Raw genomic sequence first — 18,137 nt, forward strand, 5'->3', positions numbered from 1 at the left:
TAAAAAAACCCCGAATTAATTCGGGGTTTTAGGTTGGCTATAACTCTATCTCGATATCGTTCCGATCAAAAAAATGGAACTCCAGTAATTGGTAGGATGAAATTGGTATAACTTTTATTCTACAAGTATACTTAAACATCCATTTAATGCGTTTAGAAATAATTCCTTTAGAAATAAACGCTGCAATGTAGGGGTGCAGCTTAAGAACAAGGTTGTTTAGTCCCCTTTCATTAACAAAAAAAGCAAGTTGATTTTCAATCTGTTCATCAAAAATAATTGTTGGTGAAACCTCCCCAGATCCTTTGCATGTTGGACATTTCTCAACAGTACTTATGTGCATCTCAGGTCTAACCCGCTGACGGGTTATTTGCATCAATCCGAATTTGCTTAAAGGCAAAATATTGTGTTTAGTTCGATCCTTCGCCATGATCTCCTTCATCCGTTCAAACACAATCTGCCTGTTTTCCTGAGAGTGCATATCGATGAAATCAACAACAATAATACCACCCATATCCCTTAATCTAAGCTGACGAGCAATTTCTTCTGTTGCCGATAGATTTACATCAAGAGCATTGGTTTCCTGATCGTTGGTTGCTTTAGAACGATTTCCGCTGTTAACATCAAAAACATGAAGTGCCTCGGTATGCTCAACAATAAGGTAAGCTCCGCTTTTGAAAGATACTGTCTTCCCAAACAAACTCTTAATTTGCTTTTCGACACCAAACTGTTCAAAGATTGGAACGTCCCCCTGATAAAGTTTAACAATTTTCTCTTTTTCAGGAGCAATTGTGTCAATATACTCTTTAATATCGTTGTAAACGTTCTCATCGTTAACATGGATGTTGTTAAACGAAACGTTAAGCATATCGCGAAGAATAGCAGAAGTACGTTTAAGTTCACTTACAACAAGGCTTGGAGCTTGAGCGGTTTTTAATTTCTCAAGAGCACCCTCCCATTTTTTGATAAGTCCACGAAGCTCTGCATCGAGTACTGCAACTTTTTTCCCTTCGGCTGCAGTACGTACAATCACTCCAAAGTTTCTTGGAATAATGCTCTCCATTAAGCGTTTAAGCCGCTTTCTCTCTTCGGGAGAAGAGATTTTCTGAGAGATTGATACTTTATCGGAAAAAGGCATCAATACAATATTCCGTCCTGCAATGGAAATCTCTGAGCTTAACCTTGGCCCCTTAGTGGAGATAGGTTCCTTTGCTATTTGAACTAAAACCTGTTGTCCACTAGTAAGAACATTGCCAATCTTCCCGTTTTTATCAATTTCTGATTCTAACTTCAGCTTGGATACCGGAAGTGGCTTATTCTTTTTAGATAATGTGGCTTGTAAAAATTTATTGAATGATTGGAATTGTGGTCCAAGGTCGAGGTAATGAAGAAACGCATCTTTTTCGTAGCCTACATCTACAAATGCAGCGTTCAACCCGGGCATTATTTTTTTTACCTTACCGAGATAGATGTCGCCAACTGCGAACTGAATATTACTCTTCTCCTTATTGAGTTCAACAAGTTGTTTATTCTCAAGTAAAGCGATTGCAATTTCAGTTGCATTTACATCAATAACGAGTTCAATGTTCACTTATTTTAATTTTGTGATAATGGTAAGGTAACCAGAAATGCAGCAACCTAAAGAACTCAAGGGTCTTTAGGTTGACAGCATATTCACGAATATGTTAAGAAAAATAGGAATTGCTATTTTTTCTTTTTGTGACGGTTTTTACGTAAGCGTTTTTTCCGTTTGTGGGTGGCCATTTTATGCCTTTTTCTTTTCTTTCCGCTTGGCATGATCTTAATTTTTATGCGTTAAAAACAAATTCCATTATTTCTTTACATGTGATTTAACCTTGCCTACAAAGGTTTTTGCTGGTTTGAAAGAAGGTATGAAATGTTCAGGAATAATAATGGTAGTGTTTTTTGAAATGTTACGAGCAGTTTTCTTAGCGCGTTTCTTTACAATAAAACTACCAAATCCTCTGAGATAAACATTTTTCTCTTTTACTAAAGAGTCTTTTACTGTTTCCATGAAAGCCTCAACGGTCTTCTGAACAGTTACCTTCTCGATTCCAGTATTCTTGGAAATCTCATTTACGATATCTGCTTTTGTCATGATTAAAATTCTTTAATTATCAATTGATTATACTTGTGTTTTTTTATTCGGACTGCAAATATAAATGATTTATATATATAAATGAAATACATTAGGGTTATTTTTGATAACTTATTTTTTGGTTTGATTTGATCTTATGGAATTTAAGGATATTATAATTAAATGGTATAACGAGAACAGACGAGACTTACCCTGGCGTAACACTGATGATTCCTATTATATATGGATATCGGAGGTTATTCTGCAACAAACAAGAGTTGCTCAGGGATTAGATTACTATCTCCGTTTTATAAACTCATTCCCCACAATTAAAGATCTGTCCGAAGCAAATATTGATAAGGTAATGAAAGTTTGGCAAGGGCTTGGTTACTATTCCCGCGCCCGAAATCTACACAGTGCTGCTCAACAAATTATGACTGATTATAATGGAATGCTTCCCCGCACATATAAAGAACTATTAAAGATTAAAGGTCTTGGGCCATACTCCGCAGGCGCAATCGCTTCATTTGCATTCAAAGAGGTTGTACCTGCTATTGATGGCAATGTTTATCGTGTTCTTTCGAGAGTTTATGGAGTATTTGTGTCACAGGAAACATCAGAGGGGAAAAAAGAATTCTTTGAGCTAACCATGGAACTTATTGATAAAAATCAACCTAATGTTTTCAATCAAGCACTCTTGGATTTTGGTGCTATGCAATGCATCCCCCGAAGTCCAAATTGTTTAGCATGTCCATTCAGCGATATATGTTATGCTTACCGGAATAATCTAGTCAATCAACTTCCTATTAAGGGGAAAAAAATTGCTACTCGTGATAGATTTCTGAACTATGTTATGATAAGGTACAAGGATACTACATTTATACAACGCCGTTTGGCTGGCGATATATGGACGTACTTGTATGAATTTCCTTTAATCGAAACAAAAAGTCCAACTGAAATTGAAGCATTAATAAAGGGGTCTACTTGGAAAGAATTATTCGGGAAGGAAAAGGTTAAAATTCTACATATCTCGCAATCAATTAAGCATCAATTAAGTCATCAAACGCTTTTCGTACAATTTATTATTGTAGAAATTAGAAAACCTACCTATTACTTAAATTCGAATTTCCTTAATGTTTCAATTAGTAACTTACAAGAGTATTCTGTTCCAAAAGTTATCGATAATATTTTAGCAGCAGAACCCACGGAAAAGTATTTTCTTAAGGACAATCCTACTCAATAGTTCGCAACTAATAAACATTTTAAATTTTTCTAAAAAAAGTTGTTTTGATTGTTGAAAATCAATTTTTTTTCTAATTTTACTTTAATTGTATAATTTACAAACAGCTTAAACCCTAAAAAATGTCAGTAAACAAAGTTATTCTTATTGGAAACGTAGGCAAGGATCCAGACGTTCGGCACTTAGATAGTGGTGTAACAGTTGCTCGCTTTTCACTTGCCACAAATGAAACCTACACCGATAAAAGCGGTAAGAAAGTTACCCAAACCGAATGGCATAATATTGTTGTTTGGCGCGGTCTCGCAGAAGTTGCTGAGAAGTATGTTAAAACAGGTAAACTACTTTTTGTAGAAGGACGTATAAAAACCTCCTCTTATGAGGATAAAGAGGGGAACAAAAAGTATACTACCGAAATTTTGTGTGATAATTTCCGATTCTTAGGTTCTGCGGGAAGTTCCGATTCTAGTGGTAGCGGAAATCAGGCAAAAGGAACTGATCAACTAAACGTTTCGGAACCTCAGGTTACAATCCCAGAACCAGACGATTTACCATTCTAACAAAAGGATTACTCCCTAAAGTAAAAGGCTATTGTTCAATATCAAACAATAGCCTTTTTATTTTGTAAATATTTAAAGAAATCAACTAAATTCATACAGTTTTAAATCACACTGAACAAGCAGCAAGTATCAAGTTATTAAATCGTTATCATGAAAAAAGCATCTCTAAACATATTGTACTTTGTGTTTATTGGTGGTTTATTAACCTTTTTTTTCGGTTGTAACTCCACTCCTATTCCAAAACCTCGTGGTTATTTTAGATTAGAATTTCCCGAAAAACAATACAAATCTTTCGATTCCATATTCCCTTACAAATTTTACTACCCTGTTTACGGAAAAGTTGTTATGGATAATCAAGTTGGTGCTGAAAAGTACTGGGTTAATATTGATTTCCCCGGATATAAAGCAAGAATTCATATAAGCTATAAATCGGTTAATGGGAATATCGATAACCTAATTGAAGATGTTAGAACTCTTGCTTACAAGCATACCATTAAGGCGGATGCAATTAATGAGAAAGTTTTTTCGAATCCAGAAAGAAAAGTATATGGCATACTCTATGATATTAAGGGTAATGCTGCTAGCTCATACCAATTCTATGTTACCGATTCAGTAAAGCATTTCCTTAGAGGAGCATTATACTTTAATGTTCATCCCAATAAGGATTCGTTATCCCCTGCAGTTGAATTTTTTGGTAAGGATATGAGATATTTAATAGAATCGCTTGAATGGAAATAGAAATATTGTAATATGGGGCTATTTAGATTAGTTGAAGATGAGAACTCTCAAATTGCTCTTTGGGAAGTAATAGAATCTGAGCAAGAACTTAAAAATTTAACTGGTTTAGATTTAGAGAATATCTATGCATACCCTCGTCGTAGGATGGAACGAATGGTAGTAAGGGCAATACTTAACCAGTTAAATCATTTTGAACCAGTAAATTATCATCCAAACGGCAGACCATATTATTCTGAGGGTAAACCTCATATCTCCATAAGTCATTCAGCAAAAATGGTTGCTGTAGGTTTTTGCCAAAACCTGAGCATTGGGGTTGATGTAGAACAAACAAACCGAGATTTTAAAGCTGTTGCCCATAAATATATCACCAAAAAAGAGTTGAAATGGATTAATTTGGAGCATCAGAAATCGTTAGCATTGGCTTGGTGCATAAAGGAATCTATATATAAATTACCTTGGAAGGTAATTAAATGTTTTTCTACCGATATAAACATATTAGAGTTCGGAGAACTTTCCAATAGCGGAACTGTTAAGGTTAATGTAATTGACATGGATATTAATCATCACCTTGAGTTGAATTATCTTTTTTTTGACGAATTTTGTCTTTCGTGGGTATTAAATGATTTACAAACAGCTGCTGATTAATATGATTTACAGTAAGATTATTGAATCTAGAGGGAAAGAGAAATTATTTGCATTACTTCTTGATCCTGATAAATGCAACCCTGAACACCTTCGCAAGGTTTTACACATTGCCTCGCAAAGTAAAATATCTATGCTATTGGTTGGAGGTAGTTTGGTAAATACAGATATCAATAGTTTTGTTTCCAAAATAAAAGCAGAATCTCAAATACCCGTTGTTTTATTTCCAGGAAATGCTATTCAATTTGCAAAAGGTGCTGATGCAATTCTACTTCTTTCGTTAATATCAGGAAGAAATTCAGATTTCCTAATTGGCAACCACGTTATAGTCTCAGGAGCAATCAAACGTAGTGGTATAGAAGTAATTCCAACTGGCTATTTACTTATCGATGGGGGTGTTCAAACATCAGTTCAATACATGAGCAATACCATGCCTATCCCCGCTTCAAAGATTGATATTGCAGTTGCCACAGCAATAGCTGGAGAGCAATTGGGTTTAAAAATGATTTATCTTGAAGCTGGAAGTGGTGCAAAATTCCCAGTACCAGTTGAAATGATAAGTGCAATTCGAAAAGAAATCAGCATTCCTTTGATTGTTGGAGGAGGTCTAAAATCACCCGAACAGATTAATTCGGCATGGGATGCAGGAGCCGATATGGTTGTTGTTGGAAATGCAATTGAAAATAATGTGGAGTTTGTATCTTCATTTTTTCAAACTAAATAACTGCTTATTTTAAAGAGTGTTCATGTTTTTGCTATACTTAACTTTCAAAAAATAGAGAGTTTGTATTAGTTACAAACCCTCTATTTCCAACCAAACCTATCTAGATATGAAAACCTAATCTTTTAAAATTTTTGTTGAAACAAATTGATTCTCTTTAGTAACCACTCTTATAATATAATAACCCCTTTGAAGGCTTGAAATATTAATGGATACATTATTGATATTTTCAAAAACCTTATGTAGTACCTCTTGTCCATGGGTGCTATAGATTAATATTTTCTTCATTGATTTCGCTGACTGAACATTAAGAATATCTACTACGGGGTTAGGATAAACCTTAATCACGATAAAATCAGCATTTTCAATTCCTGTATTATTAGTTATTTCAAAATCAGCGGAAATAAATGAGATGCTATAATTAGAACCTGCTGTGAGCGTCCCTACTAAAATTGGATAACTTCCTACAGTTTCTCCGGTCACACGTGATAAAGCACCTGAAATAAGATCCCCCCCAATTAAACTGCCGTTAGTTATCAGGTATGTAAACACTGGGTCTTGCTCTCCCACTTTCTTGGATTGACCAGAATTTGCAGTAATTTGAATTGATAATGGGGTAATATTTGCTGTTAGTGTAGGTTGTGTCAATGTATAGTTACCAATGGCGGTCCCGGTAATCGTCATGGATGGGATAACATTGATTCCAACTCCAGCATTGGATGAGGCAAAAGAACCTGTTGTTGCAGTAGCAAGAATCACATCCTCTAAGCCAACAATACCGCTAAGTGTACCGCCAACTATTGTTGCATTTGTGTTTCCATCGTAAACCTTATTCTGGGCATTTGCTCCAGTAATTGTAAGTGCTTTTGCAGTGATATTCGCCAAAAGTGTTGGTTGTATTAACGCATAGTTGCCGATGGCTGTACCTGTAATTGTCATGGATGATGCGATGCCTATCCCCACACCAACATTTGGGGAAGAGAATGTACCTGTTGTGGCAATGGCAAGGCTCACATCCTCCGAGCCAACAATACCGCTGAGTGTACCGCCAACTATTGTTGCGCTTGTGTTTCCATCGTAAACCTTATTCTGTGCGGTTGTCCCAGTAACTGTAAGTATTTTAGCAGTAATACTTGCTGAGAGCGTGGGTTGTGTTAACGTGTAGTTACCAATGGCTGTACCTGTAATTGTCATGAATGGGGTAACGTTTATTCCCACGCCAACATTGGATGTAGCAAACGTACCTGTTGTTGCAGTAGCAAGGATCACATCCTCCAAGTTAACAATACCGCTGAGTGTACCGCCAACAATTGTTGCGCTTGTGTTTCCATCGTAAACCTTATTCTGTGCAGTTGCCCCTGTTACCGTTAGAACTTTGGCTGTGATATTTGCTAAGAGAGTGGGTTGTGTTAACGTATAATTGCCGATGGCTGTACCTGTAATTGTCATGGATGGGGTAACGTTTATTCCCACACCAATATTGGATATCGCAAACGTACCTGTTGTTGCAGTAGCAAGGATCACATCCTCCATGTTAACGATACCACTGAGTGTACCGCCAACAATTGTTGCGCTTGTGTTTCCATCGTAAACCTTATTCTGTGCGGTTGCCCCTGTTACCGTTAGAACTTTGGCTGTGATATTTGCTAAGAGAGTGGGTTGTGTTAACGTGTAGTTGTCGATGGCTGTACCTGTAATTGTCATGGATGGGGTAACGTTTATTCCCACACCAATATTGGATATCACAAACGTACCTGTTGTTGCAGTAGCAAGGATCACATCCTCTAGGTTAACGATACCACTGAGTGTACCGCCAACAATTGTTGCGCTTGTGTTTCCATCGTAAACCTTATTCTGTGCGGTTGCCCCTGTTACCGTTAGAACTTTGGCTGTGATATTGGCAGAGAGAGTAGGTTGTGTAACTAAATATTTCCATGATTGTGTTCCTACAAGCGTTACAGTTGGAGTAATAGAAATTCCTACACCCTTATTTTTCGATGAAAAAGTTCCAACTATAGGCATTTCAATAGATACATCATCAGAATTAATTACACCAGTTAATGATCCTCCAGTAATCAAAGCATCAAAATTTCCATCATAGGGTTTATTAGATGCAACTGCATCTATTACGGACAATTGCTTTTTACTTACATTAAATGATTGTAAAACCTGAGGTGCAGCAGAATAAATTGCATCTCCTGTTTGATCCGCATATATAGTTACTAGTCCAACACCTACTATACTTACCTGACTACCAGTTATAGTTGCTATTGAAGTATTGCCACTCGTAAATGTTACCGTTAATCCAGAAGTCGCAGTTGCAGATAATCCAAAATCTAAATCTCCATATGTCTTGTCAACAAGAATATTAAATGTAATTGTTTGAGGAGTTTTGGTTGAACTTGTAGTAAAGGAATATTCTGCACCATAACCTATTTGTCCTAAATTATTAATAGCGTATGCCCTTATGTAATATTTAGTATCAGAAGTTAACCCTAAAACAGTAGAAGTATAATCTCCAGTACCTATTCCATCATCCGTTTTACTATTGGAAGTTGTAGGCGAGCTAGAAGTATTCCAACAAACACCGCGATTAGTTATTGAACTACCATTACCTAATCCACCTACATTGCAATCCACTTTTGCTCCCGTTTCTGTTATATTATAAGGGGTATTAGTAGTAACAGCGGGTAGTGTAGGACTCCAGTAATTAACAAGTTGAAAACTCCCTGGCCAAGAACCATAAGTACCTGATGTAATTCCATTATTATCGCACCCTACGTATGAGCCTAATCCCGGTAAAACTTTTACCTGAACAACCCATTGTTCGCCTAAAGTCAAGCCCCAGAAATGCACAATTGCAGTTCCAATATTCGAATTGTCAGTATAAGAAAATGGGGTGTTGCACCCTCCCCAAACATTTCCACTATTTGTTGCTGTAACCAAAAAATAGTAAGAAGTATAATCATCTCCCCTGTAGCTAACCATATTTCCAGGATCGGCTAATGCTGTTGTTTGTGCAGAGGAATAGATAGGTAAAATTAATAGCATTAAGAAAAATATTAATGCTATGTATAATTTACTTGAAGCAATAACTCGCTTAATAAGTCTGTAATCTTTTTCTATTTTCTCCATGGTACTAGTTTTTTTTTTGAAATTTACAAGGAATTCTAGCAATAGAATGTCTTATACACTCAAAATGAACCAACTAAAGTTAGTGTGAAGAATAGAGAAAAGATTACTATTAAGGATGTTTCTAATTACTGAAAAGAGTGATTTAACTCATCTTTTCATAAATAATAGATGTTTCATAAATAATTAAAGATGATATATTTATGGATTTTAAAAATGAAGGGTATTTTAATTCCAAGTTTGTATTTAGAAAAAATGCTCTAACAATAAATCTTAGGTAAATCTTATGGCAAATTCTTTTCAGAGATAGCCTTACTTAAGCAATCAAAATCCAGAAATTAGAAATAAATTATTCAATCAACTCCTTAATCGGATTCCCAGTAGCTCCATTTGGCCAAGTAATACCTATTAAAGTTGATAGGGTTGGAGAAATATCTGTCATATTTACAGGAGAGAGTATTGAACGACGCTTAATCTTCCACCCATACCAAATAAGCGGAACATGAACATCATAGCTATAAGCTGAATTTCCAGATGTAATGCCACCATTACTTTCAACCCAACCTGGTTCAAGGTTTATTATAACATCACCTGATCTGCGCTGATTATAGCTATTCTGAAACTTTTCAAATATTCCTGTTGTAAAATTCGAACTTTGAAGTGTACTCCCGGTTATGGCATTAGAAACTCCAGAAAATTCAAGCATAAAATCTGCAATTTTTTGTTGAAAATCGGCAAGTTTCAAATTTGAATCCTCAATTAAGCGACGATTTAGATAAATTTGTTTTTCGTAGTATGCTGTAACCCAACTCCCTTGCCCATAAATAGCTTTAAGGTAACTTCCGAGTAAGGCCATCGCCTTTTTAGGATCAAAATAGCCCCCAGGTATTTTCGATTTTTCAAGATATGCTGGAGTTGAAGCAATTCCCTGATCGGATGTTAGAACAACCAAAATATTCTCTCGTCCAACAGATTGGGATACAAATTGTAAAAAATGAGCAAGTTCCTTATCGAGTTTTATGTAAGTATCTTCAACCTCAATGGACTGGGGGCCATACTTATAACTAATGTTTCGATTAGCGGAAAATGTTACAGCAAGCAAATCAGTATGATCATCTGCGCCTAAATTCTCACCCACGATTGATGCAATGGCAAAATCTTTTGCAAGTAGGTTTCCATAAGGTGTCTCTAGCAGAGATGAATATGTTAATGTTGGGTTTTTTTTAAGGATTACCCCGTCCCACATCGATTTTAACTTATCAATCAACTTCTTTTTAACCTCTGGTGCTTTAATTTTATTTGTATCGGCTTCATCGTAGGTATTTATTGGCTTTGAAGCATTCCACTCTCTATCAGCATATAAATTTGCAAATTTTTTAGTATTAAAGGTGTCTGCCCAAGCAGGCAAGGTTGACATAAAAAATGAACTTGACACCCAATTCCCCTTTTCAGCATCAAACCAAAATGCACCAGTTGGATTATGACCAGTAGTCAGAATTGAGGAACCCGGATCAAGAGAAATGCCAATAACCTTTGATAATGGATCGTACAAATTCAGTTCATCACCAAATGTGCTTGTTATTATATTTTTGGGTGAAAATTTTCCACTAAAAAAACTACCACCAACAGTGTTAACTTTTTCATCTGCAACTGCATCAATTGCATCGCCACTTGATATTCGATACCACTTGTTTGAGATAATTCCATGAACCATTGGATTTGCACCAGTTGATATTGTTGCTAGTCCAGGGTATGATTGAGTTAACAAATAGTTATATCTGGCATTTTTGCAAAAAGCACCCTCGTTCACTAATAATTTAAACCCTCCATCACCAAATTTATCCCAATAACGATGAATATAATCGTATCGCATCTGGCTAACAATTATTTCAACTATCAATCTTGGTTTCTCAGAGGGAATAGACATTCTTTGTTGAGAAAATCCAGTATTTACCAACCCTACAAAAACTAAAATACTAATTAACGTTTTATTCATATATAAAAAATTAAAGGGTGCTTAAACTATTTTAAGCACCCTTACAAAAATATCAAAAAAACTATTGATTACTTTATATGCACTATTATCTGTGAAAATGTTTTTTTATCTACATTCAAAACAACAATGTAGCTACCTGCATTCAAACTACTTGAATATCCAGACCAAGTGATGGTATTTAATCCCTCATGATACAATCCATCTGCAATTATAGCAATTTTACGACCATCCATTGAGTAGACTGAAAGATTGATATTAGAAGGCTTTTCGAGGTCAAACTGAAAATTGATATTATTGTTAAAAGGATTTGGCCAAGAGTAAAGAAGGTTTTTACTAGCATCAATTTCTAAAACACCAACAGGTGTTAACTCAACATTGATGCTTTTATTTTCCAAAACATCAACCTGACTAGTAATGCCGTGATAGCCTGTTAAACTTACCGAATAGTTATATCCCATACCATAAACAACATTACTAAAAGATGTCGACCCACTTATATCGGTTTGTTGACTTAAACTATTAAAATCAATAGTGGCATTTGCAACAGGGAGTCCTTGGTTACTGACATTGAATATTACATTGTACAAGGGTAGTAGTTCAATTGCAATATTTTTATCACTTGTTAAATCAACCTGTCCTATCACTGATTTATAGCCTAACTTGCTCACAGTATAACCATACCCATTACCATTCGGAATATCAGGAAACGATACTGTTCCATCTATACCAGTTTGTTTTATCGTTCCATTAAAATCAACATTTGCATCAACGATTGCGACGCCCAACAGTTTAACTGTAAATATTACAGAATATGTAATTGGAGACAAATCAATATCTATTGTTTTATTGGTAGAAACATCGGTTTGAGTTGATTGCGTAACATATCCGGTTTTACTTACGGTATAATTATAGCCAATTCCTTGTGGAATATTTGCAAAAACGATAGTTCCATTTGATGGAGTCTGTTGTTCAATTCCATTAAAAATAATAGTTGCGTTGGCAACTGGCAAAGATTGATGTGTCACATTAAAAGTTACAGAATACACAGTTGTTGCATCAGGAACTAAATCAACATTGAAGGTTTTATTATCAGTAACATTGAACTGACCGATAGCTGTATGGTAACCGCTTAAACTAATAGTATAACCATAACCAGTTCCCTCTGGGATATTTGTAAATATGGCTAATCCACTTGATGAAGTAAGTTTATCAACACCATTGAAATGTACATTCGCATTTAGTACTGGTGAATTAAGGTGATTCACACTAAAGGTAACTGTATACTCAGGGATTAACGTAATATTTTTTATAACGCTGGCCTCCCAATCATTTACTACAACATTTTGTGTTTGAGAAATATACCCGGGAGCCGAATACGTAACCTGCCAAGTACCTGGTTCAATAGGCCGAGCATAAAACCCAGTTGTTTGGCTAGAGTATATATAAGAGCTGTCTGCATCGTGTCCAGAAATAAATACTTTAGCCTTAACAGGGTTTCCTGATGTATTGGTGATAATTCCATTAAACCCTTTTGTCGCCGATTCTAAATACCCAAGCAGAGCTGCTTTATTATAGTTCCAAAAGTTTGGCAACAAATTGGATGATGGTGTTTTTGCCATTGACAATTCAATTGTAACCTCCTTACAATGATGCCACCAGTTCATATAATCTTGCCGACCTCCAGCAACAACATACCAATCGCCACCATTGGTAATACCATTAATATTTACATCAGTAAAATAGCCCACGGAGCCATTAGCCTGAACTGAATCTGCATACAATTTTGAAAAATTGATAAACCAGTTATTGTCTGGATGAATTTTCGATGAACTAATCCAAGTATCCCAAGGATAATTAACCACCTCCGAACCACCATGAAAATTCGCAGAGACAGTAAAGTGCCTTAAGGAGGCAAAGTTCATCATAATTTGGGTTTCTGGTGTCCATGCTCCATTTGGATGATCACCTAATCTTGGATCTGGAAAATTACGGTTAATATCCACATAATTTGCATTGTATCTTATTGCACCCGAAACAGTGTTGTCTCCTCCCATGTATGTTCCATCAGGGTTTGCATCTGGATTTATGTAGATGACCATGCTATTCAGCATCGAAGTGATTTGTGTATCAATAGAATATCTAGAAAGCATATAATCGATTAATCTTAGCATCAAGATATACCCTGTTGTCTCATCGCCATGCATGGTGCTGGTATAGAAAACCTCAACTTCTGGTTCTTCAACAGTTACATTATTTGAAATTTTAACTACATATAATTTATGTCCGTTGGTAGTTGTTCCTATAGAATCAAGTTTGCAAATAGATGGGTAATCCTGCTCAAACTTCTTCATCATCGTACGATAAACCTCATAGGTAGGATATCTATCCCAGTTTGCCATCTGGTCAATTGTTGTTGCCATACTAATGGACTTTGTGTTTAAGGTAGATGGATGTGGGAGAAGAATGTACTTGTAGCCAAGCTTTTCAAACCTTTTTAGCTCATCGCTATTTGCATAAGCGTATACAGTATCATGGCGAATCCTATCAATAGAAATTATACGAGTAATAACAGTATTTATAGTATTTTTATTGGATTCAATAAATCTAAAAAAGAACTCATTTTGTTGACTCTTTGCTGATAAGAAAAAAAAGAATACAAATACTATAATACCAAGTTTTTTCATAATCTTCTTTAGTAGCAAGTAATTTACAAATTTACGATAAAAAAATAGTGAAGTTACGTTTACACTCTTGATTAAAACTTCTTGATAAACAAAAAATAGAATATTATTCCTACATACCGCAGAGAAAATATTGTAAAACTTTAACTGTTTATTTATAATTTGAATAGTTTAAGAGCCTAATAAACTTCTTAAAACTCAGTTGAATTAATAGGGATGTTTATTTTCTCGTTAAGCTATTAAATTCCGCAATATTATGGAGATTTTTTAAAAGAGGATCATTATGAAGCTTTGAGAAATCAGAAAAACCAAATTTTATAGCATTTCTCAATGACTCAATAGCTCCTTTGGGTTTGCTCGTATTTGCTTGTAAACATGCAAATGCATACCAACTATCGGGATTTTCAGGATCAACTTGTAGATAAATTGATGTAAAATAATCCGCCGCCTTCCAATCCTGCATGTTTAACACTCTATTCACGTAACTATAGCAACTTAGGCTAATATAGCCTAATAATCGTTTTGACATATCAACTTTTAAACTTCTAGAAGACGCCTTTACTGCGTCATTTAAGAGTCTTATCTCATTTTTCCACCATCCTGCAGGCTTAGTCCCGAAAGAAGAAACAAATTCACTTTGCTTTTGTGATTCATAATTCTCCAAGGATATTCGATCCTTTAGATACTTTTGCAACTCTGGATTTTGTTTTAACTCCTCCACAGCCAATTTAGTAGATACAATGTCAGTCAAACCATCAAGTATTTGATCGGTTCTTTCGGTGAGCATTAATGCAATAGCAAGGCTATCGGTGCAGCCTCCTTTCATCAGATCAGAGACTCTGTTATTACTTTTGATTACAAAATTAGAAACATAGTTTTTATTCAAAGGGATCAAAGAGTCCTTCATTGCATACAGTTCAAGCATACTAATTGATTCTGAAATAACTGATTCTGGAGGCCATTGGTGTTTTCCTTTGAAAACTAGTAACTGATGGGGTTGATGAAATGACTCCAAATAATCGCCGAGTTGTTTCATCTCCAAGTAATTCATATCCTGAGTTCCAGCAACACCAATAAATCTGAACGTCAAAGGTCTATTATCTGGTTGAAACCCAGCTGAACATGCAATAACCCCTTTTACCTTTCCTGTATATTGCGCCATCAAACAGGCAACCCTTGCACCACCCGAAAAACCAATAGTATATATTCGATTCGTTTCGATTGATATTTTCTGTTGTGTGTCGGCTAGCAAATTATTAATTATGCTATTGATTTCATCCAAACTAAGTCCATTCCTTGAAATGTTAGATCCAACAACAATATACCCAAGTTTTTCAGCACAGTTCTTCATTAATGCAACGGGGATATGTCCATTACCATGAGGATCAAATGCATAAATCACAGGATAGGATTTATTTACATCATAACTTGTAGGTAGGTACAAGCAATAACTTTGATTTGGCTCGATTTTACAAACAACTTTATTTATAATAACACCCCGTTGAGCCCATTTAACAAATTGTTCTTTAGGGTTTTCAACATGTTTGCACGAATTTATAATTAGGAGAAAGCCTAGTAAAACCATTGATCTATTCATTGTAGTTTGTCTTTTATGCAGATGAAAATAGAATATGGCTTGCAAAACCATTTTTGCAAAAATAAAAAGACCTGATGGGTTTTCATCAGGTCTGGGTTTATTTATTACTAAGAATTACACGTTAAATCGTATATGTAGAATATCTCCATCCTCAACAATATAGGTTTTACCCTCAACATGAAGTTTACCTTTTTCCTTACAAGCATGTTCAGATCCAAGAGTTATAAAATCATTGTATTTAATCACCTCAGCACGTATAAAACCCCGCTCAAGATCGCTATGGATAACACCAGCAGCTTGTGGTGCAGTCATGCCCTTTTTTATTGTCCATGCCCTATTCTCCTTTTGACCTATTGTAAAAAAGGTTTCAAGGTCAAGCAGTGTATATGCAGCACGTATAAGTTTATTCACACCTGGTTCGCTCAAACCAACATCCTTAAGGAATGCAGAACGATCCTCTTCGCTTTCGAGTTCTGCAATATCAGCCTCAACCTTACCAGCAATTATTAGTATTTCTGTATTCTCGCTTTTTAAAAACTCCTTAGCTTTATCAACATACTTATTCCCATTTACTGCGGATGACTCATCGACATTACAAACATAAATAACTGGTTTTGTAGACAACAAAAATATATCTGCAATAAACCTTTTATCACTCTCTTCAACAGGAGCCGTTCTTGCACTTTGAAGGGATTCTAAATGATCTTTATAGATATTAAGGACTTCTAGCCCATGTTTTGCATCCTTATCTCCTGTTTTGGCAGTTTTCTCTAACTTCTGAATCTTCTTTTCAATTGACTCAAGATCTTTAACCTGTAACTCAAAATTTACAGTTTCAATATCCCTAACAGGATCAACAGAACCATCAACATGCGCTAAGTTCTCATCATCAAAGCAACGAAGAACATGAATTAATGCATCACAGTTCCTGATATCACCCAAAAAACTATTCCCAACACCTTCTCCTTTATTGGAACCTTTTGCTAGTCCTGGAATATCTACAATTTCAACCGTTGTATGAACAGTTTTATCCGTTGGTTGGAATTTTTCCAACACATAAAGCCTGCTATCTGGAACATTTATTATGCTGATATTCGATTTGTTTGAGCTGAATGCAAAATTACTGGCTTGTGCTTTTGTGCTCGACATGCAGTTGAAAATGGTTGTTTTTCCAACATTTGTAATACCAATTATACCACACTGTAAACCCATTGTATTAATAGTTTGTTAGGGGTGCAAAGTTAGGTTAAATTTCTAAAACTTTTTAAAAAATCATACTACCACACAACATAATAGATAAATATACTCCATTTTCAGCCTTGCTATTTTATTTATCTGACGATGATAACGTAACAGATTTAAATTACATTTGCAAATTGGATTTTTATTGATTTTTTTAATCTATAATTTGTTTTAAATGGCTGATATTCAAAAATTAAAAACAATTGCAGCACAAGTTCGCAGAGATGTAATTCGCATGGTTCATAAACCAGCAAGTGGACACCCAGGAGGCTCACTCGGTTGTGCTGATTTTTTTACCGCTCTATATTTTGACACTTTAAGTATCGATCCCAAAAACTTTACGATGGATGGCAAAGGTGAGGATGTTTTCTTCCTCTCAAATGGACATCTCTCTGCTGTTTGGTATAGTGTTTTGGCTCGTAAAGGTTTTTTTGAAGTTAATGAACTAAATACATTTCGCATACTAAATACTCGATTACAAGGACATCCAACAACGGCTGAACATTTACCCGGTATCAGAATTGCATCTGGTTCTTTAGGCCAAGGGCTTTCTGTTGCCTGTGGTGCTGCTTTAGCGAAAAAACTAAATGGTGACAATCATCTTGTTTATACCTTACACGGTGATGGTGAATTACAAGAAGGTCAAATTTGGGAAGCAGCACTATTTGCAGCAGCAAAAAAAATCGATAACATTATATCTACCATTGATTACAACGGAAAACAAATTGATGGGCCTGTGGATGAGGTAGTATCACTTGGAGATCTTAAGGCTAAATGGCTTGCCTTTGGTTGGGATGTTGTTGAAATGAATGGTAATGTCATGGAGGAGGTAGTTAAAGGTTTTACCGAAGCAAAATCAAGAACCGGTAAAGGAAAACCAGTTGTTATTATCATGAAAACAGAAATGGGAATGGGTGTTGATTTTATGATGGGAACCCATAAATGGCATGGCAAAGCACCAAATGATGAGGAGTTTTCACGAGCCATGGCTCAACTTCCTGAAACAATTGGCGACTTTTAGCTATTCAAAGCATTATATAATAATTTGTTAACGATTAGTAAAATGAAAAATATTGCAGTAATTGCACATGATGCAAAGAAACCAGAACTGGTTAGATTTTTACAGGAACATAAAGATTGGCTACCAGGTGTAAACCTATTAGCAACTGGACGTACAGCAGAATTTGTAGAATCACAGGGTCTAAATTGTAAACATCTTAGCCCTGGTGTTTCAGGAGGATACAACCAGATAACTGAAATGATTGGACGGAAAGAGATTGATATCGTTATTTTTCTTCGTGACCATAAAGTTGTTCAGCAGCATCATGAAGATATTCGCAACCTTCTTGAAGCTTGTAATACTCATAATATCCCCCTTGCTACTAACTATGCAAGTGCAGAACTGATAATCCTTGGCTTAATCAAAAAAGAAGCTACTGAAAGAGTGCAAAGAAACAAGTAGAATACACTTACTTTTTTAATCTCTAATGCATTTG

Annotated in this window: 14 protein-coding genes; 7 read left to right on the forward strand and 7 right to left on the reverse strand. The window is 35.5% G+C overall.

Features of this window, described 5'->3' with window-relative positions; genetic code table 11:
- Positions 1–37 precede the first annotated feature (37 nt).
- Together HOO91_04310 and HOO91_04315 are read right to left on the reverse strand one after the other, a co-directional pair.
- A complete protein-coding gene (locus HOO91_04310) occupies positions 38–1,588 on the reverse strand; it encodes an Rne/Rng family ribonuclease (protein ID NOU16762.1) in 1,551 nt (516 codons plus the stop codon).
- A 240-nt stretch (positions 1,589–1,828) separates the two neighbouring features.
- Entirely contained in the window at positions 1,829–2,116 is a 288-nt protein-coding gene (locus HOO91_04315; protein ID NOU16763.1) for an integration host factor subunit beta, read from the reverse strand.
- Positions 2,117–2,252: 136 nt separating this feature from the next.
- Between HOO91_04315 and mutY the strand changes: the two genes are divergently transcribed.
- The 5 genes from mutY to HOO91_04340 all read left to right on the forward strand — a co-directional run bounded on the left by mutY (position 2,253) and on the right by HOO91_04340 (position 5,996).
- Positions 2,253–3,338, forward strand: a complete 1,086-nt coding sequence (gene mutY, locus HOO91_04320; protein NOU16764.1) for an A/G-specific adenine glycosylase — start codon at positions 2,253–2,255, stop codon at positions 3,336–3,338.
- A gap of 119 nt (positions 3,339–3,457) precedes the next feature.
- Positions 3,458–3,892 carry a single-stranded DNA-binding protein gene (gene ssb, locus HOO91_04325; protein ID NOU16765.1) on the forward strand — a complete coding sequence of 145 codons (435 nt, stop codon included), beginning with the start codon at positions 3,458–3,460 and terminating at the stop codon, positions 3,890–3,892.
- 150 nt (positions 3,893–4,042) lie between these two features.
- Positions 4,043–4,630, forward strand: coding sequence for a gliding motility lipoprotein GldD (gene gldD, locus HOO91_04330; protein ID NOU16766.1), 588 nt, complete (start codon positions 4,043–4,045; stop codon positions 4,628–4,630).
- A 12-nt stretch (positions 4,631–4,642) separates the two neighbouring features.
- Positions 4,643–5,275 (forward strand): 4'-phosphopantetheinyl transferase superfamily protein, encoded by a 633-nt coding sequence (locus tag HOO91_04335; GenBank protein NOU16767.1) that lies wholly within the window; start codon positions 4,643–4,645, stop codon positions 5,273–5,275.
- Positions 5,250–5,996 carry a geranylgeranylglyceryl/heptaprenylglyceryl phosphate synthase gene (locus HOO91_04340; protein NOU16768.1) on the forward strand — a complete coding sequence of 249 codons (747 nt, stop codon included), beginning with the start codon at positions 5,250–5,252 and terminating at the stop codon, positions 5,994–5,996. Before HOO91_04335 ends, HOO91_04340 begins: the two co-directional genes overlap by 26 nt.
- A gap of 114 nt (positions 5,997–6,110) precedes the next feature.
- Here the strand turns inward: HOO91_04340 and HOO91_04345 are convergent, their stop codons facing one another.
- From HOO91_04345 to ychF, 5 genes are all read right to left on the reverse strand, one after another.
- On the reverse strand, positions 6,111–9,128 hold the full coding sequence (locus HOO91_04345; GenBank protein NOU16769.1) for a T9SS type A sorting domain-containing protein: 3,018 nt from the start codon (positions 9,126–9,128) through the stop codon (positions 6,111–6,113).
- 346 nt (positions 9,129–9,474) lie between these two features.
- Positions 9,475–11,121 (reverse strand): alkaline phosphatase family protein, encoded by a 1,647-nt coding sequence (locus HOO91_04350; GenBank protein NOU16770.1) that lies wholly within the window; start codon positions 11,119–11,121, stop codon positions 9,475–9,477.
- A gap of 68 nt (positions 11,122–11,189) precedes the next feature.
- Positions 11,190–13,805 (reverse strand): T9SS type A sorting domain-containing protein, encoded by a 2,616-nt coding sequence (locus tag HOO91_04355; protein ID NOU16771.1) that lies wholly within the window; start codon positions 13,803–13,805, stop codon positions 11,190–11,192.
- A gap of 217 nt (positions 13,806–14,022) precedes the next feature.
- A complete protein-coding gene (locus HOO91_04360; GenBank protein ID NOU16772.1) occupies positions 14,023–15,399 on the reverse strand; it encodes a hypothetical protein in 1,377 nt (458 codons plus the stop codon).
- Positions 15,400–15,513: 114 nt separating this feature from the next.
- The gene (ychF, locus tag HOO91_04365; protein NOU16773.1) at positions 15,514–16,611 is read right to left on the reverse strand and encodes a redox-regulated ATPase YchF; all 1,098 of its coding nucleotides are present in this window, start codon (positions 16,609–16,611) and stop codon (positions 15,514–15,516) included.
- Positions 16,612–16,816: 205 nt separating this feature from the next.
- Between ychF and HOO91_04370 the strand changes: the two genes are divergently transcribed.
- Entirely contained in the window at positions 16,817–17,662 is an 846-nt protein-coding gene (locus HOO91_04370; GenBank protein ID NOU16774.1) for a transketolase, read from the forward strand.
- Positions 17,663–17,704: 42 nt separating this feature from the next.
- Positions 17,705–18,103, forward strand: coding sequence for a methylglyoxal synthase (locus HOO91_04375; protein ID NOU16775.1), 399 nt, complete (start codon positions 17,705–17,707; stop codon positions 18,101–18,103).
- Positions 18,104–18,137: the final 34 nt, after the last annotated feature.

The sequence above is a fragment of the Bacteroidales bacterium genome (genome assembly GCA_013141385.1).
Classification (GTDB): Bacteria; Bacteroidota; Bacteroidia; order Bacteroidales; family Tenuifilaceae; genus UBA8529.